The sequence below is a fragment of the Streptococcaceae bacterium ESL0729 genome (genome assembly GCA_029391995.1).
In the GTDB taxonomy this organism is placed as follows: Bacteria; Bacillota; Bacilli; order Lactobacillales; family Streptococcaceae; genus Floricoccus.
Window position 1 is genome coordinate 465,001 of sequence record CP113924.1, and the last position, 21,166, is coordinate 486,166.

Consider the following 21,166-nt stretch of genomic DNA (forward strand, 5'->3'; position numbering starts at 1 on the left):
GAGCGTGCCTTTGTAGAATGAACCGGCGAGTTACGTTATGTTGCGAGGTTAAGATGAAGAGTCGGAGCCGTAGCGAAAGCGAGTCTTAATAGGGCGCTTTAGTAACATGATGTAGACCCGAAACCATGTGACCTATCCATGAGCAGGTTGAAGGTGAGGTAAAACTCACTGGAGGACCGAACCAGAGTACGTTGAAAAGTGCTTGGATGACTTGTGGATAGCGGAGAAATTCCAAACGAACTTGGAGATAGCTGGTTCTCTCCGAAATAGCTTTAGGGCTAGCGTCGTAATTTAAATGTCTTGGAGGTAGAGCACTGTTTGGGTGAGGGGTCCATCCCGGATTACCAATCTCAGATAAACTCCGAATGCCAATGACATATGTACGGCAGTCAGACTGCGAGTGCTAAGATCCGTAGTCGAAAGGGAAACAGCCCAGACCACCAGCTAAGGTCCCAAAATATATGTTAAGTGGAAAAGGATGTGGGGTTGCACAGACAACTAGGATGTTAGCTCAGAAGCAGCTACCATTCAAAGAGTGCGTAATAGCTCACTAGTCGAGTGACCCTGCGCCGAAAATGTACCGGGGCTAAACATATTACCGAAGCTGTGGAATTACTTTTTAAGTAATTGGTAGGAGAGCGTTCTATACAGCGCCGAAGGTATACCGTGAGGAGTGCTGGAGCGTATAGAAGTGAGAATGCCGGTATGAGTAGCGAAAGACAGGTGAGAATCCTGTCCACCGTAAGACTAAGGTTTCAGGGGGGAAGCTCGTCCGCCCTGGGTTAGTCGGGACCTAAGGAGAGGCCGAAAGGCGTATCCGATGGACAACAGGTTGATATTCCTGTACTAGATATTATAGTGATGGAGGGACGCAGTAGGCTAACATGTGCCAGTTAATGGATTCTGGTCTAAGCAGTGAGGTGTAGTATGAGTCAAATGCTTGTACTTCTAACATTGAGCTGTGATGGGGAAGCGACTAAGGTCGCGAAGTATGTGATGTCACACTGCCGAGAAAAGCTTCTAGCGTTTAAATAATATCTACCCGTACCGCAAACCGACACAGGTAGTCGAGGCGAGTAGCCTCAGGTGAGCGAGAGAACTCTCGTTAAGGAACTCGGCAAAATGGCCCCGTAACTTAGGGAGAAAGGGGCGCTGACTTTAAGTCAGCCGCAGTGAATAGGCCCAAGCGACTGTTTATCAAAAACACAGCTCTCTGCTAAATCGTAAGATGATGTATAGGGGGTGACGCCTGCCCGGTGCTGGAAGCGTTAAGAGGAGTGCTTAGCGTAAGCGAAGCGTATGAATTGAAGCCCCAGTAAACGGCGGCCGTAACTATAACGGTCCTAAGGTAGCGAAATTCCTTGTCGGGTAAGTTCCGACCCGCACGAAAGGCGTAACGATTTGGGCACTGTCTCAACGAGAGACTCGGTGAAATTTTAGTACCTGTGAAGATGCAGGTTACCCGCGACAGGACGGAAAGACCCCATGGAGCTTTACTGCAGTTTGATATTGAGTATCTGTACCACATGTACAGGATAGGTAGGAGCCTAAGATTCATGCACGCCAGTGTATGATGAGGCGTTGTTGGGATACTACCCTTGTGTTATGGCTACTCTAACCCGCACCATTAATCATGGTGGGAGACAGTGTCTGACGGGCAGTTTGACTGGGGCGGTCGCCTCCTAAAAGGTAACGGAGGCGCCCAAAGGTTCCCTCAGAATGGTTGGAAATCATTCATAGAGTGTAAAGGTATAAGGGAGCTTGACTGCGAGATCTACAAATCGAGCAGGGACGAAAGTCGGGCTTAGTGATCCGGTGGTTCCGCATGGAAGGGCCATCGCTCAACGGATAAAAGCTACCCTGGGGATAACAGGCTTATCTCCCCCAAGAGTTCACATCGACGGGGAGGTTTGGCACCTCGATGTCGGCTCGTCGCATCCTGGGGCTGTAGTCGGTCCCAAGGGTTGGGCTGTTCGCCCATTAAAGCGGCACGCGAGCTGGGTTCAGAACGTCGTGAGACAGTTCGGTCCCTATCCGTCGCGGGCGTAGGAAATTTGAGAGGATCTGTCCTTAGTACGAGAGGACCGGGATGGACTTACCGCTGGTGTACCAGTTGTTCTGCCAAGAGCATCGCTGGGTAGCTATGTAGGGAAGGGATAAGCGCTGAAAGCATCTAAGTGCGAAGCCCACCTCAAGATGAGATTTCCCACCAATTATTGGTTAAGAGCCCTGAAAGATGATCAGGTAGATAGGCTAGAAGTGGAAGTGTGGTGACACATGTAGCGGACTAGTACTAATCGCTCGAGGACTTATCCTAAAATAAGAGTCAAGCAACATTTGAAGTTGTTTCTAAGTTATATGAAATTATTCAATTTTGAGTGATCGAAGATGGCGTAAGCCGAAAAGATTACAAACAAGTTTGGTGCTTATTGCACGAGAGATACACCTGTTCCCATGTCGAACACAGAAGTTAAGTCTCGTTACGCCGGAAGTAGTTGGGGGTTGCCCCCTGTGAGATATGGTAGGCGCCAAGCGAATTGGGAGTTTAGCTTAGTTCGAAACGTGTTTCGAATCGAGGGATGAGGGAAAACTAAGTTTTCCACCTTTGGCTGAGTTAAACGACCACCCTTGGGAGTTTAGCTCAGCTGGGAGAGCATCTGCCTTACAAGCAGAGGGTCAGCGGTTCGATCCCGTTAACTCCCATAAACAATTTGTAGGTCCCGTAGTGTAGCGGTTATCACGTCGCCCTGTCACGGCGAAGATCGCGGGTTCGATTCCCGTCGGGACCGTTAAGCGAAAGCTTAAAGTATGAAGACTCGTTAGCTCAGTTGGTAGAGCAATTGACTTTTAATCAATGGGTCGCTGGTTCGAGCCCAGCACGGGTCATACGCGGATGTGGCGGAATTGGCAGACGCACTAGATTTAGGATCTAGCGCTTAACGGCGTGGGGGTTCAAGTCCCTTCATCCGCATAACTTTCAGATTCATGCCAATAAGAATCTGATATCAGCCGGCTTAGCTCAGTTGGTAGAGCATCTGATTTGTAATCAGAGGGTCGCGTGTTCAAGTCATGTAGCCGGCATTTAACAGATTGCGAACGTAGTTCAGTGGTAGAACATCACCTTGCCAAGGTGGGGGTCGCGAGTTCGAACCTCGTCGTTCGCTTTGCATTAGATACCCAAGCCGGGGTGGCGGAACTGGCAGACGCACGGGACTTAAAATCCCGCGGTGAGTGATCACCGTACCGGTTCGATTCCGGTCCTCGGCATAAAAAAATTAATAATAAGCACCCTTAGCTCAACTGGATAGAGTACCTGACTACGAATCAGGCGGTTAGAGGTTCGACTCCTCTAGGGTGCATTGGTAATAATATCTAAAAGATAAATACGGGAAGTAGCTCAGCTTGGTAGAGTACTTGGTTTGGGACCAAGGTGTCGCAGGTTCGAATCCTGTCTTCCCGATTGATATTATTATCATAATGGCGGCGTAGCTCAGCTGGCTAGAGCGTCCGGTTCATACCCGGGAGGTCGGGGGTTCGATCCCCTCTGCCGCTATATTTTTAAAAACTTTGTAGGACCTTTAGCTCAGCTGGTTAGAGCTCTCGGCTCATAACCGAGTGGTCGCAGGTTCGAGTCCTGCAAGGTCCATTAAAGTAATTGGCTCGGTAGCTCAGTTGGTAGAGCAATGGATTGAAGCTCCATGTGTCGGCGGTTCGATTCCGTCTCGCGCCATTAATTAATAAGCGGGTGTAGTTTAGTGGTAAAACTACAGCCTTCCAAGCTGTTGTCGCGAGTTCGATTCTCGTCACCCGCTTTGAACAAATAGTTTGTTCATACCACATTTAACAACTTGTTAAAGATGGGCGCGTAGCTCAGCTGGTTAGAGCGCACGCCTGATAAGCGTGAGGTCGGTGGTTCGAGTCCACTCGTGCCCATACTTCATTTTATTATTGAAGTTATTAGAGAAATTTATTATAATATTCTCATGGGGAAGTACTCAAGAGGCTGAAGAGGACGGTTTGCTAAATCGTTAGACCGAGAAATCGGTGCGGGGGTTCGAATCCCTTCTTCTCCGTATCTGCTATTGGATGATGTATCCAATGGCTTTTTTTGTGTAAAAATAGTAAAATTATCACTGTATGTATGTATCTTTTAGATGGATTTGTGAGGTGATTTATGATTGATAGAGTGGATACTAATAAATTTGTTCTCCATTCAAAATATGAACCAGCAGGCGATCAGCCAAAGGCAATAGAAGAGTTGGTTGAGGGTATTGAAAATGGGGAGAAGGCTCAGATTCTTCTTGGTGCTACTGGTACTGGTAAGACCTATACCATGAGTCAGGTGATTCAGAAGGTAAATAAACCAACCTTAGTTATTGCTCACAATAAGACGCTAGCCGGTCAGCTTTACGGAGAATTTAAGGAATTTTTCCCGGATAATGCGGTTGAATATTTTGTAAGCTACTATGACTATTATCAGCCTGAGGCTTATGTGCCCTCAAGTGATACTTATATTGAGAAGGATAGTTCTGTTAATGATGAGATTGATAAGCTGCGTCACAGTGCGACCTCATCGCTTTTGGAAAGAAATGATGTAATTGTAGTTGCCTCGGTTTCTTGTATTTATGGTTTGGGTAATCCCAAGGAATATCAGGATAGTGTGGTGAGTTTAAGGCCTGGTCAAGAGCTTTCAAGGGATATGCTTTTAAATAGCCTGGTTGACATTCAATTTGAGCGTAATGATATTGATTTTCAAAGGGGGCGTTTTAGGGTACGAGGTGATGTAGTTGAGATTTTCCCAGCCAGCCGTGATGAGCATGCCTTTAGGGTTGAGTTTTTCGGCGATGAAATTGATAGGATACGTGAGATAGATGCTTTGACAGGCCATGTCTTGGGTCAAGTTGATCACTTGGCAATTTTTCCTGCTACCCACTTTGTGACCAATGATGATCACATGGAAGAAGCAATTTCAAGGATTAATAATGAACTTACTGGGCAACTTGAAAACTTTGATAAAGAGGGTAAACTTTTGGAGGCTCAAAGGTTGAAACAAAGAACTGAGTATGACATTGAAATGCTTAGGGAGATGGGTTATACCAATGGGGTAGAAAATTACTCAAGGCACATGGAGGGTCGAGCAGAAGGGGAACCTCCCTATACCTTGCTTGATTTCTTTCCAGATGATTTTTTGATTATGGTTGATGAGTCCCATGTTTCTATGCCGCAAATTAGGGGGATGTATAATGGTGATAGGTCAAGAAAGCAAATGCTTGTTGATTATGGTTTTCGCCTTCCTAGTGCCCTTGATAATAGGCCCTTAAGGCTTGAAGAATTTGAGGAGCATGTGCACCAGGTTGTTTATGTATCAGCAACACCTGGCCCTTATGAGGCTGAGCAGACTGAGACAGTGGTAGAGCAGATTATTCGTCCAACTGGTCTTCTTGATCCAGTCGTTGAGGTTCGTCCAATTATGGGGCAAATTGATGACTTATTGGGGGAAATTAATGAGCGGGTTGAGAAAAATGAGCGGGTTTTCGTCACTACTCTGACTAAAAAAATGGCAGAAGATTTGACTGATTATTTCAAGGAGATGGGAATTAAGGTTAAATACCTCCACAGCGATATTAAGACCTTAGAAAGAACCGAAATTATTCGTGATTTAAGGCTGGGTGTTTTTGATGTTCTTATAGGAATCAACCTTCTAAGAGAAGGAATTGATGTCCCTGAAGTATCTCTAGTAGCAATTCTTGATGCTGACAAGGAAGGATTTTTAAGGGGCGAGCGGAGCTTGATTCAGACCATTGGTCGTGCAGCCCGTAATTCCAATGGTCTTGTTATCATGTATGCTGATAAGATGACTAAGAGCATGGAAATTGCCATTGATGAAACTGCAAGACGGAGGAATACTCAGATTGCTTACAATGAAGAGCATGGAATAATTCCTAAGACCATAATTAAGGAAATTCGTGATAATATTGTAATTACCAGAAAGGGTGAAGAGGGCCAGGAAGAAGAGCTTGTTGACTATTCTGAGATGAACAAAAAGGAACGAACTCTTGCTATAAAGGAACTTGAAGGTCAAATGAATCAGGCAGTTGAGCTTTTAGACTTTGAGCTGGCGGCTCAAATTAGGGATACAATCCTTGAAATTAAGGCTTTGGATTAATTATTGTATAAATATACATTAATGCTTGACTAATCCAAAAATAAATGTATAATTATAAGTATAGTAATGGAATAATATACAAGAAAGAGGATGTTTATGAAAAAAATTTTTGCAGGTCTGTTAGTGGCCTTATCAGTGGTTAGCTTAGCTGCTTGTGGTGGAAAAAGTAGCTCTAGTAAGGATGATTCTTTGCAGAAGGTAAAGGATAAGGGTGAGTTGGTTGTAGCTCTAAGTCCAGACTACGCTCCCTTTGAATTTCAGATGATTAAGGACGGGAAAAATGTTGTTGTTGGTAGCGACATTGACCTCGCCAATAAAATTGCTGAAAAAATTGGGGTTAAGGTTAAAATTTCAACCATGGACTTTAGTAATGTCCTAGCTAGTGTTGCAAATGGAAGTGCAGATCTTGCTATTTCAGGGCTTACTGCAACTGATGAGCGTAAGAAAACCTTTGATTTTTCTGATGAGTATTATCAGACTAAAAATGTTCTTGTTGTTAATAAGGATAAGGCTGGTAAATATAAGAGTATTTCTGATCTAAAGGGTGCAAAAATTGCTGCTCAAAAGGGAAGTATCCAGGAAGGAATTGTAACAGATACCTTTAAGGATTCTACTTTGATCTCTCTTCCAACAGCAACTAACATGATAAATGAGTTAAAAAATAATACAGTTGATGCAGTTGCTTTAGATGGTCTTGTGGCTGAAAGCTATGTTGAGTCAAATGATGACATCGAAATCGACAAGGATGTTACCTTCCCAGCTGACACTGAAGGAAGCAATGCAATTGCCATTAAAAAGGGTAATGAAAGCCTGAAGGCTGAAGTGAATGCTGTCATAGCAGAGCTTAAAAAAGAAGGTTTTATTACTAAGAGTGTTGAAGATAACTACAAGCTAGCTAAAGAAGCGAAGGTAGCTGAATAAGAAAAAATCCTACAAGTATTTCTTGTAGGATTTTTTTAAATGATAATTGTCCTTTTAACGGCTTTTAAATCGATTTCTTCATCTTTTTTTATTTGATAGCATTCACCATCAATTTGGATGATTTCATCTGATTTTAGCTTAATGGAAAAAGTTTTAGCACTTTCATGATAAATATTTTTGTTGGTCAAATGCTTAGCTTGAAGAAGCTGGAAGATAATTTTAATTAATTTATGAAGGCTAATTTTAGGCAGTTCAACCAAGGTTAATTGATCATCAAGGGATGATTCCTGAGGAGCAATCCTATAGCCACCACCAAAAAAGGCATGGCTTGTAATGGTTAAAAGAAAGACATTGCTAAAGCTTTGCCCATTAATTTGAGCTTCAAAGGCTTTTTTGGTGAGAATAACCTTAAGGCCATTTAGAAGATAAGCTAGACCGCCAGCTCCGTATCTTGCAAGGACTGCCTTAAGTTTACTTTCATTGGTAGCGTGAGCAATCTCAGCATCAAGACCAATACCTAAATTATTAAGGGCGTAGCCAGATAAATTTTTGCTTTTATACTTGATTAGGTAGAAATCAAGGGGCTTTCCATTAATAATGTTTTTTAAGGCCTTGATAGGATTTTTGGGTAAATTTAGGCTGTTGGCAAAATCATTGCCACTTCCTGCTCTAATATAGGAAAATTTTTGGTCGGAAGGCAGGTGATTGACCACATTTGAAAGGGTTCCATCTCCTCCAACGACAATTAATAAATCAGAAGCTCCGATAAGCTTTAATATTTCTTGGGTAAGCCTTGCCTCCTCTTTGGGTTTTTGAGTTAGATATTTTTGGTAGGCAATATTGTTTTCTTCAAGATAGTCACATAGGACTTTATCAATCTTTGCTCCCTTGCCACCACCCGATGTGGGATTAACTAGTAGGTAATATTTCATAGTAAAAATTATAGCATATTTATTTGTCTCCTTGTTATAATCTTCTTGCATCTTGGGGTTAAACTTGTGTATAATTACCAGATGAGTACAAAAAAAATAAGCCAGTTAGCCCTTTTGTCAGCCCTTGCTATCATCTCAAGATTTGCCCTGGTCCAGTTTCCCAATTTTAAAATGGTCAGTGCAATCTTTTTTGTTACGGTTGTTTTTTGGGGTCTAGCAGATGGAATTATAGTGATGATTTTAACCATGACTCTTTCAGGAATCTATCTGGGAATGAATGTAGTTGTTTTATTTCAAATTATAGCATTTGCCCTTATTTTGATTTTATGGAAGTTTCTTTATAAATTTTTACCTAATACTTTCCTTAAATTAATGGTGGTGGGGCTTTTAACCTTCCTTTATGGATTTATTATGTCTCTTTTTACAACAAGTATCTTTGCCATTAATTTTTGGGCTTATTATTTGAATGGTTTTTGGTTTGATGTAAATCATGCAATCAGTACGATTATTTTTTATCCCCTTATTTATAACATATTTGAAAGGTTGAAATTATGAAAAAAATATTAACGCTTGTATTACTTGGTCTGTCCTTTTTTAGTCTGGTGGGATGTTCTAGCAAGTCTTCTACCAATCAGGAGGCAAGTATAGCAAGCTCATCACAGGAGCAAATTGGAGATGTGACCTTAATTATTCGTTTTGATGACGGAGAGGAAAAGGAGTTTAAGAATCAACCCATAACAGCTGATACTACAGTCCTCGACCTTCTTAGATCTTGTGTGGAAGTCAAGGATGATAAGGGCTTTATCACCGAAATTGATAATGTCAAGCAGGATACTAGTGCTAAAAAGTACTGGATGTATGAAATTAATGACCAAATGGCGACTAAGGGAGCCGGTGAGCAGAAGCTTAAGGATAGGGACAAGATTATTTTTGAGTTGGGTGGCTTTTAGGCCATTAGGACTATAAATAGAATAAAATGCAAATTATTTGTATATTTATGCAAAACTTGTGGTATAATTAGATAAATCAATCAATTAATTAATGAGGAGTAGTATATGAATTTTTCCTTTCTACCAAAATTTTTACCGTATTTTACGGATGGTACTGTAATTACGATAAGTGTTTCAATCTTAGTGGTCTTCTTTGGAACGATCATCGGAATTTTACTGGCCCTAGCAAAACTTTCAAATTTTGCCCCTTTAAAGTGGCTGGCAAATATCTATATTGGACTTTTCCGTGGAACTCCAATGATTCTTCAAATCATGGTCTTCTTTGTTACTGTTAAGATGACCTTCTTGCCGACTTTTCCACTTGGCATTTTAAATGTTGATTTGGCACGTGTGGTTCCTGGGATTATTATCCTTTCAATGAATAGTGGAGCCTATGTTGCAGAGATTATCAGGGGTGGTATCCTGTCTGTTCCTAAGGGTCAGATTGAGGCAGCTCATTCTTTGGGTATTCGTCCAGGGCAAACCATGAGAAGTGTTGTTTTGCCTCAGGCTATCAGGAACTGTCTTCCGTCTCTTGGAAATGAATTTGTGACCATTATTAAAGACAGCTCACTTTTATCAACCATTGGTGTTATGGAGCTTTATAACGGCGGTCTTACAACTGCAAGTACAACCTACATTACCTTAGAACCTTTGTTATTTGCAGGACTTTTCTACCTGGTAATTACCCTACTTACAAGTCAGCTAATCAATCTACTTGAGAAAAAAATGTCGAAAGGATATGTTAAATGAGTAAAAGCATAATTGAGATTAAAAATCTTCATAAGTCTTTTGGGAAAAATGAAATCCTTAAGGGTTTAAATCTTGAGATTAGTGAGGGTGAGGTTGTTGTTATGATTGGTCCTTCAGGAAGTGGAAAGTCAACCTTCCTTAGAACCATGAACATGCTTGAAAGTCCAAGTGAGGGGCAAGTTATTTTTGAAGGAAGTGACATTTCTGGTAAGGACGTTGATATTTTCAAGCATAGGGAGCAGATGGGAATGGTTTTCCAATCCTTCAACCTCTTTTCTAATCTAAATATCTTAGATAATTTGACCCTTGCACCCATAAAAAATAAGAAGTTGACCAAGGATGAGGCTGAGAAAAAGGCCCTTAAACTTCTTGACCGAGTTGGTCTTGCTGACAAGGCCCAGGCCTTCCCACAAAGTCTATCTGGAGGCCAGCAGCAGAGGGTTGCTATCGCACGTGCCCTTGCCATGGATCCAGATGTTATGCTTTTTGATGAGCCGACCAGTGCCCTTGATCCAGAGATGGTGGGTGAGGTTTTGGCAGTTATTAAGGAGCTTGCTCGTGACGGGATGACCATGGTTATCGTAACGCATGAGATGGGGTTTGCAAAAGAGGTGGCTGACCGAGTTTTATTTATGGATGGAGGTCACATCATTGAAGAGGGAAGTCCAGCTGAAATCTTTGATAATCCCAAGGAAGCTAGAACTCAGGACTTTTTATCCAAGGTTTTATAAGCGACTAGTAAAAAGAGAAGGTGATTCTCTTTTTTTGTTGGTTTGAAAAGTTTTTATAGATGAGTTAGAATAGATGAGGGGTTCTAGGAGCATATTTTTTAGGGAAATTATGATAGAATGAACTTTGATTTAATAAAGAAAGAAGTGACGAAATGTCTTTAACATATAGAAAAAATACACGTCCTGTTTTAGTCGGTGATGTAATTGTCGGTGGACGGGAGAAGGTAATTATCCAATCAATGTGTACCACAAAAACGCAGGATGTTGAGGCCACGGTAGCTCAGATTCATGAACTTGAAGAGGCTGGTTGCCAGATTATCCGTGTGGCGGTACCTGACATGGAGGCTGCTCTTGCCCTAAGAGAAATCAAGGAACAAATTTCCATTCCTTTAGTGGCAGATATTCACTTTGACTATCGTCTAGCCCTTCAGGCCATTGAATCAGGGGTTGATAAGATTAGGATTAATCCTGGTAATATTGGACGAGCTGACCGGGTTCAAAAGGTTGTTGAGGCATGTAAGGCTAAAAATATTCCAATTAGGATTGGGGTTAATGCTGGATCTTTGGAAAAGAAATTCTTACAAAAATACGGCTATCCAACTCCCATGGGGATGCTTGAAAGTGCCCGTGAGCACGTTAAAATCTTAGAAGATTTGGATTTTCATGACATTATCATTTCCATGAAGGCCTCAAATGTTGAACTAGCCCTTGCAGCTTATGAGCTTGCGGCAGAAGAGTTTGACTATCCCTTACACCTTGGAATCACAGAATCTGGACCACTTTTTTCTGGCTCAATAAAATCAGCAGCTGGTATGGGTGCCCTTCTTTCAATGGGAATTGGTGACACCATGAGGATTTCTCTTTCAGCTGACCCAGTAGAGGAAATCAAGGTTGCCCGTGAGGTTTTAAAATCATTTAATCTGATTGACAATGCCGCAACTCTTGTATCTTGCCCAACCTGCGGGCGGATTGAGATTGATTTAATCCCAATTGCCCAAGAACTTGAAAACTATATCGCTTCAATCAAAGCTCCAATAACGGTAGCTATCTTAGGCTGTGGGGTAAACGGGCCAGGTGAAGCTCGTGAGGCTGACATTGGTCTTGCTGGCGGTAGCGGTAAGGGTATGCTCTTTAAAAAAGGAAAGATTATTAAGACTGTTCCAGAAGAAGTCATGCTTGAAGAATTCAAAAAAGAAATAGATGGAATGTATGAATTCTTCCAAAAAACAGGGAGGTTACATGGGGACGATTGATAATACAATAATTGAGCTGGCTATGATTGTGGGGATTCCTACAGTCATTAGCCTATCAATATTTGTTGGGGTTATTAAAAGAGATCCCAGGTCTTTAAGACTTGGACGATGGGGACTTTTATCAGCCTTCTTTGTTTTTCTTTGCGTCAATCTACTTTTGCTATATCTAGGTGGTCAAGGAACAATCCCCCTTGCCATTCCTATTTATGAGTTAGTTATTTTAGTAGTTGGCTTTTTAATCCTATCAGTCATCTTGTTTATCGGAATCATCATTGAGAGTGTAAAGATTTGGCGGCGGGAAAATCATTCACTGGCCAATCTGCTATTACCCATAACCTTTATCTTTTTACTAGTAGCAGGCCAGCTGGTAAGTAGAATCAACTCCTTACCTGAAAAATATGACTTTTTGAAGATTGCCACCTACATGTATCCCTTGTTTTTAATGTATATTGGCTGGCAGTTTATTGTTTTTCTTTCATCAAGCCTTATTTATAGCTGGTTGGTAAAAAGGGCTAGGGCTGATTATTTTGTCGTCTTAGGTGCTGGTCTAATAAACGGTGATAAGGTTGGTAAGCTACTAGCAGCAAGGATTGAAGCAGCAAATACTCAGGCCAAGCTTCAGAAGAATCTCCCCCAAATTATCTATTCAGGTGGTCAGGGACCAAATGAAGTAGTTAGTGAGGCCTCTGCCATGAGGGAGTACGCTGTAAAAGAGCTTGCCTATCCGTTTGACCATACTGTCCTTGAGGATAAAAGCCGAACCACCTATGAAAATTTAGTCTTTTCTTCAGCAATTATTGAAGAAGAAAGTAGAAAGCCAGACGAAAAATTTTTATTCTTTACCAGTGAATATCATGTTTTCAGGGCGGCTCTTCTTGCTAGGAAAATTGGCCTTAAGGCCAATGGACTGGGTGGAAAAACTGCCATGTACTACCGAATACCTGCCTTTATCAGAGAATTTATTGCGGTTTTAAACATGGATAAGAAGAAGCATATAATCAATCTGACTTTGATTTTCACCGTAAATATTCTCTTAATTTTACTTGCACGGATGAATTTTCAGTAAAAATAATCCCTCATGATTTGAGGGTATTTTTTTGCCCTTTTTTCGTATGTAAGATAAAGGGGTGCGTGGGCTTATGATTATTGGACAGGATGCTGGGGGGACAATCATTAATTTGGCTGACCTTAAGGAATTTTCAAGCTTAAAGGATAAGCCTTATTATTGTCCTTACTGCTACTGCAGATTGATTTTTAAAAATGGGCAATTAAAGGCAGCTCATTTTGCCCATGAAAGCTTAAGGGATTGTAGCCTGTATTGGGAAAATGAGAGCTTGGAGCATCTGAGCCTTAAAAAAATGCTTTATAGATGGTTTTGTAGGGATAATCAGGCCCAATTAGAGTTTTACCTGCCGCCAATTAAGCAGGTTGCAGATATTATGGTTGAGGACAAGCTTGCCATTGAAATCCAATGTAGTCCCTTATCTTTAAAGCGTTTGAGGGAGCGGACAAGCTCCTATCAAGAAATAGGAATTACGGTCATTTGGATTTTGGGTAAAAAACTTCATTTGACCAGCAAATTAACAGAACTTAAGGAAAATTTTCTTTATTTCTCCAGTAATATTGGTTTTTATTACTGGGAACTTGATTATGAGGCTCAAATTTTGACAATTAAGTACCTGATTCATGTAGATCTTAAGGGTAGGTTGATTTTTCGCTCACAAAATTTTGCCTTTAATCAGGGTAAGTTATTAGACATCCTACGTTTTCCCTATCAGGCAAGAAGGCTTGAGGTCATTAGGGCTGATGCTCCTTTTAATCAAAAATATCTGAAGTCCTATTTAAGGCGGCAGCTTATGGTAAAAAATTCCCGCTGGCTAAAGCTTCAAGAACTTTACTACCAGGAGGGGAAAAATATTTTGATTACTCCTTTGCCCCCAATTTTTTATTTTCCGCCAGCTTTTTCTTATTACCTTAGACTTTTAGGTAGGAAAGATTCCAATCAATTGATTCAGACCAGTAAATCTACTGCAAGCATTCAAAATTATTATGAAAATTATCTTAGCTATTATTTGAAGATTAAAAAATCAAGTTCCTTTCTACTGTATCCCCCTAAATTTTATGATAAAATGAATCCTAAATAGAAAAGCAAGCTTATTAACAGGAGGAAAGATATGGTAAAAAATAGAAATGAAGTGGCAGAAGCTAGAACTTGGGATTTGACTACAATTTATCCAAGTGATGAGGCCTGGGAGCGTGATTATGAAGAGATATCAAGGGTGCTTGATCAGGTTGTAGAACATCAGGGTCATCTGACTGATTCTGCTAAAAGTCTTCTTGATATTACAAAAGAAGAGCTTGGAATCTCCCAAGTGGTTGAAAGGCTTTATGTTTATGCGTCCATGAAAAATGACCAAGATACCAGGGTTGCAAGATACCAGGAGCTTCAAGCTAAGGCAACAGCTATCTTTGCAAAATTTGGTCAGGCCTTTGCCTTTTATGAGCCAGAATTCATGTCTTTAACTAAGGAAGAACTTGATAAATTCAAAGAGGAAGAACCTGAATTAAATGATTACAATCATTTCTTTGAAAAGATGTTGGTTAAAAAAGATCATATTTTATCGGCTGCAGAAGAAGCACTTTTAGCTGGAGCAAGTGAAATCTTTGGTGCATCAGCAGAAACTTTTGAAATTTTAGATAATGCTGATATATCTTTTCCTGAGGTTAAAGATTCTGACGGGGAGCTGGTAAGGCTTACCCACGGGAATTATATTACTTTAATGGAGTCTAAAGATCGCATAGTTAGGCAAGGGGCTTATAAGGCCATGTATAGTATTTACAAGCAGTTTGAAAATACTTATGCTAAAACCCTAAGTTCAACAGTCAAGGTTCATAATTTTGAGGCTAGGACAAGAAGGTATGAGTCAGCCAGACAGGCAGCTCTTTCACAAAATAATATACCTGAAAGTGTATTTGAGAGTTTGATTGCAAGTGTTAATAAGCACCTGCCCCTTCTTCATCGCTATATTAGCCTACGTAAGAAAATTCTTGGCCTTGAAGATCTTAAAATGTATGACATGTATGCTCCCCTATCAACCCTTGACTACAAGTTTACCTATGATGAGGCAGTTGAGAAAACGCTTGAGACCCTTGAAATATTTGGGACTGAGTACCTGTCTTATGTAAAAAGATCTTTTGATGAACGCTGGATTGATGTTGAAGAAAATGCAGGTAAAAGGAGTGGGGCTTACTCAGGTGGCTCTTACGATACCAATGCCTTTATGCTTTTAAACTGGCATGATACCTTGGATAATCTTTATACCTTAGTCCATGAAATGGGACACAGTATGCATTCAACCTTTACAAGGAAAAATCAACCTTATGTTTACGGGGACTACTCAATCTTTCTTGCTGAGATTGCCTCAACAACCAATGAAAATATCTTAACAGAGCTTCTTTTGGATCAAATAGAGGATGATAAGACTCGTTTTGCCATCTTAAATCATTATTTGGATGGTTTCAGAGGAACCGTCTTCCGTCAAACCCAGTTTGCAGAATTTGAGGATAAAATTCATGCAGCTGATGCTCAGGGGCAGGTTTTGACCAGTGAATTTATGAATGACTTATATGCCGATTTGAATGAAAAATACTATGGACTAGCCAAGGATGAAAACCCTGAAATTCAGTACGAGTGGGGCCGCATTCCTCATTTTTACTACAATTACTATGTCTTCCAATATGCTACAGGCTTTGCTGCCGCAAGCTATTTGGCAGAAAGGATTGTTCATGGGGATGAAAAAGACAAGGAAGCTTACCTTGACTACCTAAAAGCAGGAAACAGTGACTATCCTTTAGAGGTTATTGGTAGAGCTGGCCTTGATATGACAAAATCTGACTATCTGGATGAGGCCTTTAAGGTTTTTGAAAGCCGTCTTGGTGAGTTTGAAGATTTAGTTGAAAGAGGTGCTTACAAGTAATGGTTGAGTCTTATAATGAGCGTAGTAACAGAAATATGCGCCGACCGATTGTCAAGGAAGAGGTTGTTGATTTCATGAGGACTAGGCAAAAGCAGTTGACTGGTCATTTAGGAGAGCTTGCTGACTTTGCCAGGACTGAAAATATTCCCATTATTCCTCACGAAACAGTGGCTTATTTCAGGCTCTTGCTTCAAACCTTACAGCCAAAGAAGATTTTGGAAGTAGGAACAGCAATTGGTTTTTCAGCCCTACTAATGAAGGATTCATCTCCTCGGTCTCAGATAGTTACAATTGACAGAAATCCTGAGATGATTGCCCTAGCCAAAGAAAACTTCTCAAAATATGACCCAGAGGGCAGCATTAAACTTCTTGAAGGCGATGCCCAGGAGATACTACCAACCATTGAGGAAAAATTTGATCTGGTCTTTATGGATTCGGCTAAGTCAAAATACATAGAATTTTTACCCTATGTTTTGGAACGCTTAAATGTAGGCGGTTTGGTGATTATTGATGATATCTTCCAGGCAGGAGACGTTGTTCGTCCGATTGAAGATATTAGAAGGGGTCAAAGAACCATCCATCGGGGTCTTAATAAGCTTTTTGATGCAATCTTAGACCATGAACAGCTGACAGCAAGTCTTTTACCAATCAGTGACGGAATTCTTATGATTCGAAAAAATGATGAAGACATTGATTTAAAGGTTGATTAAGTTTGGTATAAGTTAGGTGGGATAAGATACTCCTAGATTGATTTTCAAATAATCATTTTTAAATGATTCTAGTTAAATGATGATAGCTTTTTTAGCAGTATTTTGGAAATTGTGATATAATATACTGGCTTAATATCAAAGGAGAAAGATAGTGAATTTTAAAAAAATTACCCTAACAACCGCAACAGGACTTGCCTTTTTATCACTTGCAGCCTGTGGTCAAAAGAGTTCTACCCCAGATACTGATATTGTTACCATGAAGGGGAACACCATCCGTGTGACTGATTTTTACAATGCAGCCAAGGATAATACTTCATCAACAAGCAACCAAGTCCTTCAGCAGTTAATCCTCGATGATGTCTTAAATGACAAATATAAGGACAAGGTTACTGACAAGGAAATTAATGAAGAATACAATAAGACCAAAGAGCAGTATGGCGACCAATTTGACGCAGCCCTTGCCCAAGCAGGTCTTACTGAAAAATCTTATAAGGCTTCAATAAAGACTAATTTACTAGTAAAATATGCTGTTGATCAAGCCATTGAAAAAGAATACACAGATGCTAACTTGAAAACTGCTTGGGAAAGCTTCCATCCAGAAGTTACAGCGCGTGTAATCCAAGTTTCTAAGGAAGACGATGCTAAAGCAATCCTTGAAGAGGTTAAAAAAGATGGAGCTGATTTTGCAGCCATCGCCAAGGAAAAATCTGAAAGATCTGCTAAAGACAATGGCGGTGAGATGACTTTTGATTCAAATTCAACTGACCTATCGACAGATGTAAAAAATGCTGCCTTCAAATTGGAAGATGGACAAATTTCTGATGTTATTTCTTATACCAATCCTTCAACTGGAACATCAAGCTACTATATTGTAAAAATGGAAAAAAATAGCAGCAAGGGTGATGACATGGATAAGTATAAGGATGATCTAAAGAAAGCCATCAAGGAAGAAAAAGAGGCTGATACAAGCTTTAGAACAACTGTTATCGGTGGTATTCTTAAGGAGTACAATGTGACAGTCAAGGAAAAAGAATTCAGTAATATTCTTTCTGACTTCATGGGTACAACAAGCTCTAGTAGCAGTAAATAATAATTAATTTTTTAGAGAGTCTTAGCTGGTGGAAATAGACAATTAATTTGGTGCGGCCTAATCAAGGCTATCATAGGTGAGAAAACACTTCTAGCAAACAAGTAAGATAATGAGACTTCATTGTAAAGGAGGGTGGTACCACGGCACTTCGTCCCTCCCTACGGTGGAGTCTTTCTTTTTTCTTTGATAAAAAAATCACTTTTTTACAAGGGGAAAGAAAATAAATACAAATAATGTGGTAAAATGCCATAGTAATAATAAAAATATTGGAGAAATCATGAAAAACATGTCATCAACTGAAGTCCGCAAGATGTATCTGGACTTCTTCGAAAGTAAAGGCCACACAGTTGAGCCATCAGTATCTTTGGTTCCAGTAAATGATCCAACTTTGCTTTGGATCAACTCTGGTGTTGCTACCCTTAAAAAATACTTTGACGGAAGTGTAACTCCTGAAAATCCAAGGATTACCAATGCCCAAAAAGCCATCCGTACAAATGACATTGAAAACGTTGGAAAAACTGCCCGCCACCACACCATGTTTGAAATGCTTGGTAACTTCTCAATTGGAGACTACTTCCGTGATGAGGCCATTGAATGGGCTTTTGAACTTCTTACAAGCCCTGAATGGTTTGCCCTTCCTAAAGATAAACTATATATGACTTACTATCCAGCAGACAAGGATTCATACAACCGCTGGATTGAGCTTGGGGTTGAAGCAGATCACTTAATTCCACTTGAAGACAATTTCTGGGAAATTGGTGCTGGGCCAAGTGGACCAGACACTGAGATTTTCTTTGACCGAGGTGAAAAATACGATCCAGAAAATATTGGTATCCGTCTCCTTGAAGAAGACCTTGAAAATGACCGTTACATCGAAATCTGGAATATCGTATTAAGTCAGTTTAACGCGGACCCTGCTGTGCCAAGAAGTGAGTACAAGGAACTTCCTCAGAAAAATATTGATACGGGGATGGGTCTAGAACGTATGGTTTCAATCGTTCAAGAGACTCCAACCAACTTTGAAACTGACCTCTTCATGCCAATCATCCGCGAGGTTGAAAAGCTTTCTGGCAAGACCTATGACCCATACGGGGATCCAATGAGCTTCAAGGTTATCGCTGACCATATCCGCTCACTATCCTTCGCCATTGGTGATGGTGCTCTTCCAGGAAACGAAGGTCGTGGATATGTATTGCGTCGTCTACTTCGCCGTGCTGTTATGCATGGTCGCAAGCTTGGAATCGATGATGCCTTCCTTTACAAACTTGTCCCAACTGTCGGACGCATCATGGAATCTTACTATCCAGAAGTTTCTGACAAGAAAGATTTCATTGAAAAAATCGTTAAACGTGAGGAAGAAACATTTGCCCGCACAATTGATGCAGGTTCAAGCCTACTTGAAGAGCTTCTAGGAAAACTTAAAGAGGCTGGTAAAGATACCTTATCAGGTGAGGATATCTTCAAACTTTACGATACCTATGGCTTCCCAGTGGAACTTACTGAAGAGCTTGCCTTTGATCAAGGCTTCAAGATTGACCATGAAGGATTTAAGGCAGCCATGAAGGAACAGCAAGACCGTGCTCGTGCAGCAGCCGTTAAGGGAGGCAGCATGGGAGCCCAAAGCGAGGTTCTGGCAAATCTTGTTGACGATTCAATCTTCAACTATGATCTTGATACATTAACAAGTGAGCTTGTTGCTATTGTTCAAGACGATACTCGTGTTGATTCAGCTACAGGAAGAGCTCAAGTAGTATTTGCGGAAACTCCCTTCTATGCTGAAATGGGTGGACAGGTTGCTGACTTCGGTCTTATCCGTGACGAACATGGAGATGTTGTCGCAAAAGTGGTTGACGTTCAACGTGCTCCAAACGGCCAACACCTCCACACTGTTGAGATTGAAGGAAATCTTGAAAGAGGTAAGGCCTATGAGCTTGCCATTGACACTAAACGCCGTAACGGTGTTACCCGCCATCACTCAGCAACTCACCTCCTTCATGCAGCCCTTCATGAAATTCTTGGGGAACACGCCAGCCAAGCAGGATCTCTAAATGAAGAAGAATTCCTTCGTTTTGACTTTACCCACTTCTCAGCGGTAACAGCTGAAGAGCTTGAAGCAATTGAGCGTCGTGTCAACGAAGAAATCTGGCATGCCATTCCAGTTGAAACTGTTGAAACTGACGTTGATACAGCAAAAGAAATGGGAGCTATGGCCCTCTTTGGTGAAAAATATGGTAAAGAAGTCCGCGTGGTTAAAATCGGAGACTTCTCAATTGAGCTTTGTGGGGGAACACATGTTTCAAACACAAGTGAAATCGGCCTCTTCAAGATTGTCAAAGAAGAAGGAATCGGTTCAGGGACTCGTCGTGTTCTAGCTGTTGTTGGTCAACAAGCTTATGAAGCATTCAAGGACCAAGAAAAAGTTCTTAAGGAAATCGCTGAAAAAGTTAAGGCACCACAAATGAACGTCCTAGTTGATAAGGTATCTGCCCTTCAATCTGACCTTCGTGATGCCCAAAAGGAAAATGAAAGCCTATCAGCTAAAATGGCCCAAGCCCAGTCTGAACAAGTCTTCAAAAATGTTAAGACTGCTGGAAGTGTGAGCTATATCGCAGAACAAGTTTCTGTAAAAGACGCTGGAGCCCTACGTAACCTAGCTGACGTTTGGAAACAAGGAGATGCAAGTGACATCCTAGTCCTTGTTGCTGCAATTGGCGACAAGGTAAACCTTCTTGTGGCTTCTAAGGACAAGGCTGTAAAAGCTGGCGACCTTGTAAAAGCTCTTGCTCCCTACATTGATGGCCGCGGTGGTGGAAAACCAGATATGGCTATGGCTGGTGGATCTAAGGCTGCTGGAATTCCTGAACTCCTAGAAAAAGTGGGAGAAAACATTGGATAAGAAAGCTGAAATCATGCTCTATGTTGAGGATGTGGCAGAAAATGCCAAATTCTGGCGGGCTATTGGCTTTTCAGTTGAAGAGGTGATTGATTTTACAGGGGCAAGCTCTGTTTCAATTAGGCCAACAGAAGATAGCTCTGCCATCTTCAACCTTTATGATATTAATCAGGTTCGCATGTATTCACCTGAGGTGGCTGAAAATAAACCAGCCATCCTCTTTCATGCCCCAAACCTTGATGAACTTAATGAAAAAATCCTTGCAGCTGGTGGAAAAACTAGTGATGTTATGACCTTTGAAAATGGGGTACGAGTGACTAATTTTGCTGACAATGAGGGAACCTTCTTCGCAGTAATCGAAGAATAAGTATGTAAAAGACCAATCCTTGGATTGGTCTTTTTATAGCTTCCGTTAAAGGTCTAAAATCAGATAATTTAGAAAATTCATAGATAATTCTTGACAGGCAAAAAAAATAAAGATAAGATATAGAACAATAACAGAGAAGAGTAGCAGGAATGAACCCTTTAGGGAGTTGGCGGTTAGTGCAAGCCAATGGTGGATTGCCTGTGAATGGACTTTGTTCTTTAATTGATTTGAAAAAATAAGAATCACGGTAGTCACCGATATCAGGCAGGTCCTTGTTAGAGGATTGAGATAAAATTTGTCAATCTAGGTTTTTTGGTTTACCCTAGTGGCAGTTTTAATTGTGGTGGTACCGCGGATATTTTCGCCCACAGGTAAATATTTACC

At 40.9% G+C, this 21,166-nt stretch carries 15 protein-coding genes, 15 tRNA genes and 2 rRNA genes (1 of these 32 cut by a window edge); 31 read left to right on the forward strand and 1 reads right to left on the reverse strand.

The window, feature by feature from the left end:
- From OZX68_02350 to OZX68_02440, 19 genes are all read left to right on the forward strand, one after another.
- A 23S ribosomal RNA gene (locus tag OZX68_02350) occupies window positions 1-2,317 on the forward strand; it begins 589 nt to the left of the window's first position.
- Between the two features lie 101 nt (window positions 2,318-2,418).
- Window positions 2,419-2,534, forward strand: a 5S ribosomal RNA gene (gene rrf, locus OZX68_02355).
- 96 nt (window positions 2,535-2,630) lie between these two features.
- Window positions 2,631-2,703 (forward strand) — tRNA-Val (locus tag OZX68_02360).
- Window positions 2,704-2,716: 13 nt separating this feature from the next.
- Window positions 2,717-2,789: transfer RNA gene (locus OZX68_02365), tRNA-Asp, on the forward strand.
- A 24-nt stretch (window positions 2,790-2,813) separates the two neighbouring features.
- Window positions 2,814-2,886 (forward strand) — tRNA-Lys (locus OZX68_02370).
- 3 nt (window positions 2,887-2,889) lie between these two features.
- Window positions 2,890-2,971: transfer RNA gene (locus OZX68_02375), tRNA-Leu, on the forward strand.
- 37 nt (window positions 2,972-3,008) lie between these two features.
- Window positions 3,009-3,081: transfer RNA gene (locus OZX68_02380), tRNA-Thr, on the forward strand.
- Between the two features lie 11 nt (window positions 3,082-3,092).
- Window positions 3,093-3,164: transfer RNA gene (locus tag OZX68_02385), tRNA-Gly, on the forward strand.
- 17 nt (window positions 3,165-3,181) lie between these two features.
- Window positions 3,182-3,267, forward strand: a tRNA-Leu gene (locus OZX68_02390).
- A gap of 18 nt (window positions 3,268-3,285) precedes the next feature.
- A tRNA-Arg gene (locus OZX68_02395) sits at window positions 3,286-3,359 on the forward strand.
- 27 nt (window positions 3,360-3,386) lie between these two features.
- Window positions 3,387-3,460 (forward strand) — tRNA-Pro (locus OZX68_02400).
- Window positions 3,461-3,479: 19 nt separating this feature from the next.
- Window positions 3,480-3,553 (forward strand) — tRNA-Met (locus OZX68_02405).
- Between the two features lie 19 nt (window positions 3,554-3,572).
- Window positions 3,573-3,646, forward strand: a tRNA-Ile gene (locus OZX68_02410).
- Window positions 3,647-3,657: 11 nt separating this feature from the next.
- Window positions 3,658-3,730, forward strand: a tRNA-Phe gene (locus OZX68_02415).
- 11 nt (window positions 3,731-3,741) lie between these two features.
- Window positions 3,742-3,812, forward strand: a tRNA-Gly gene (locus tag OZX68_02420).
- 47 nt (window positions 3,813-3,859) lie between these two features.
- Window positions 3,860-3,933 (forward strand) — tRNA-Ile (locus OZX68_02425).
- Window positions 3,934-3,985: 52 nt separating this feature from the next.
- Window positions 3,986-4,073 (forward strand) — tRNA-Ser (locus OZX68_02430).
- Between the two features lie 101 nt (window positions 4,074-4,174).
- Window positions 4,175-6,166, forward strand: coding sequence for an excinuclease ABC subunit UvrB (gene uvrB / locus OZX68_02435; GenBank protein WEV61105.1), 1,992 nt, complete (start codon window positions 4,175-4,177; stop codon window positions 6,164-6,166).
- A gap of 96 nt (window positions 6,167-6,262) precedes the next feature.
- Window positions 6,263-7,087, forward strand: a complete 825-nt coding sequence (locus OZX68_02440) for a transporter substrate-binding domain-containing protein (GenBank protein ID WEV61106.1) — start codon at window positions 6,263-6,265, stop codon at window positions 7,085-7,087.
- A 35-nt stretch (window positions 7,088-7,122) separates the two neighbouring features.
- Here the strand turns inward: OZX68_02440 and OZX68_02445 are convergent, their stop codons facing one another.
- Entirely contained in the window at window positions 7,123-8,019 is an 897-nt protein-coding gene (locus tag OZX68_02445) for a diacylglycerol kinase family lipid kinase (GenBank protein WEV61107.1), read from the reverse strand.
- Between the two features lie 81 nt (window positions 8,020-8,100).
- Between OZX68_02445 and OZX68_02450 the strand changes: the two genes are divergently transcribed.
- The 12 genes from OZX68_02450 to OZX68_02505 all read left to right on the forward strand — a co-directional run bounded on the left by OZX68_02450 (window position 8,101) and on the right by OZX68_02505 (window position 20,782).
- Window positions 8,101-8,574: an ECF transporter S component gene (locus OZX68_02450; protein WEV61108.1), complete on the forward strand. Its 474-nt coding sequence runs from the start codon at window positions 8,101-8,103 to the stop codon at window positions 8,572-8,574.
- A complete protein-coding gene (locus OZX68_02455; GenBank protein ID WEV61109.1) occupies window positions 8,571-8,969 on the forward strand; it encodes a DUF4430 domain-containing protein in 399 nt (132 codons plus the stop codon). The genes OZX68_02450 and OZX68_02455 overlap by 4 nt, the downstream gene beginning before the upstream one ends.
- A gap of 105 nt (window positions 8,970-9,074) precedes the next feature.
- Window positions 9,075-9,761, forward strand: coding sequence for an amino acid ABC transporter permease (locus tag OZX68_02460; protein ID WEV61110.1), 687 nt, complete (start codon window positions 9,075-9,077; stop codon window positions 9,759-9,761).
- Entirely contained in the window at window positions 9,758-10,492 is a 735-nt protein-coding gene (locus OZX68_02465; protein WEV61111.1) for an amino acid ABC transporter ATP-binding protein, read from the forward strand. The genes OZX68_02460 and OZX68_02465 overlap by 4 nt, the downstream gene beginning before the upstream one ends.
- Window positions 10,493-10,644: 152 nt before the next feature.
- Window positions 10,645-11,745 (forward strand): flavodoxin-dependent (E)-4-hydroxy-3-methylbut-2-enyl-diphosphate synthase, encoded by a 1,101-nt coding sequence (gene ispG / locus OZX68_02470; protein WEV61112.1) that lies wholly within the window; start codon window positions 10,645-10,647, stop codon window positions 11,743-11,745.
- Window positions 11,732-12,811 carry a YdcF family protein gene (locus OZX68_02475; protein ID WEV61113.1) on the forward strand — a complete coding sequence of 360 codons (1,080 nt, stop codon included), beginning with the start codon at window positions 11,732-11,734 and terminating at the stop codon, window positions 12,809-12,811. The genes ispG and OZX68_02475 overlap by 14 nt, the downstream gene beginning before the upstream one ends.
- Window positions 12,812-12,884: 73 nt before the next feature.
- On the forward strand, window positions 12,885-13,889 hold the full coding sequence (locus tag OZX68_02480; protein ID WEV61114.1) for a competence protein CoiA family protein: 1,005 nt from the start codon (window positions 12,885-12,887) through the stop codon (window positions 13,887-13,889).
- Window positions 13,890-13,919: 30 nt separating this feature from the next.
- The gene (gene pepF, locus OZX68_02485) at window positions 13,920-15,722 is read left to right on the forward strand and encodes an oligoendopeptidase F (GenBank protein WEV61115.1); all 1,803 of its coding nucleotides are present in this window, start codon (window positions 13,920-13,922) and stop codon (window positions 15,720-15,722) included.
- Window positions 15,722-16,432 (forward strand): O-methyltransferase, encoded by a 711-nt coding sequence (locus OZX68_02490; protein ID WEV61116.1) that lies wholly within the window; start codon window positions 15,722-15,724, stop codon window positions 16,430-16,432. Before pepF ends, OZX68_02490 begins: the two co-directional genes overlap by 1 nt.
- A 151-nt stretch (window positions 16,433-16,583) precedes the next feature.
- The gene (locus tag OZX68_02495; protein ID WEV61117.1) at window positions 16,584-17,522 is read left to right on the forward strand and encodes a peptidyl-prolyl cis-trans isomerase; all 939 of its coding nucleotides are present in this window, start codon (window positions 16,584-16,586) and stop codon (window positions 17,520-17,522) included.
- 277 nt (window positions 17,523-17,799) lie between these two features.
- On the forward strand, window positions 17,800-20,418 hold the full coding sequence (alaS, locus tag OZX68_02500) for an alanine--tRNA ligase (protein WEV61118.1): 2,619 nt from the start codon (window positions 17,800-17,802) through the stop codon (window positions 20,416-20,418).
- Window positions 20,411-20,782 (forward strand): hypothetical protein, encoded by a 372-nt coding sequence (locus tag OZX68_02505; protein WEV61119.1) that lies wholly within the window; start codon window positions 20,411-20,413, stop codon window positions 20,780-20,782. The genes alaS and OZX68_02505 overlap by 8 nt, the downstream gene beginning before the upstream one ends.
- Window positions 20,783-21,166 lie beyond the last annotated feature (384 nt).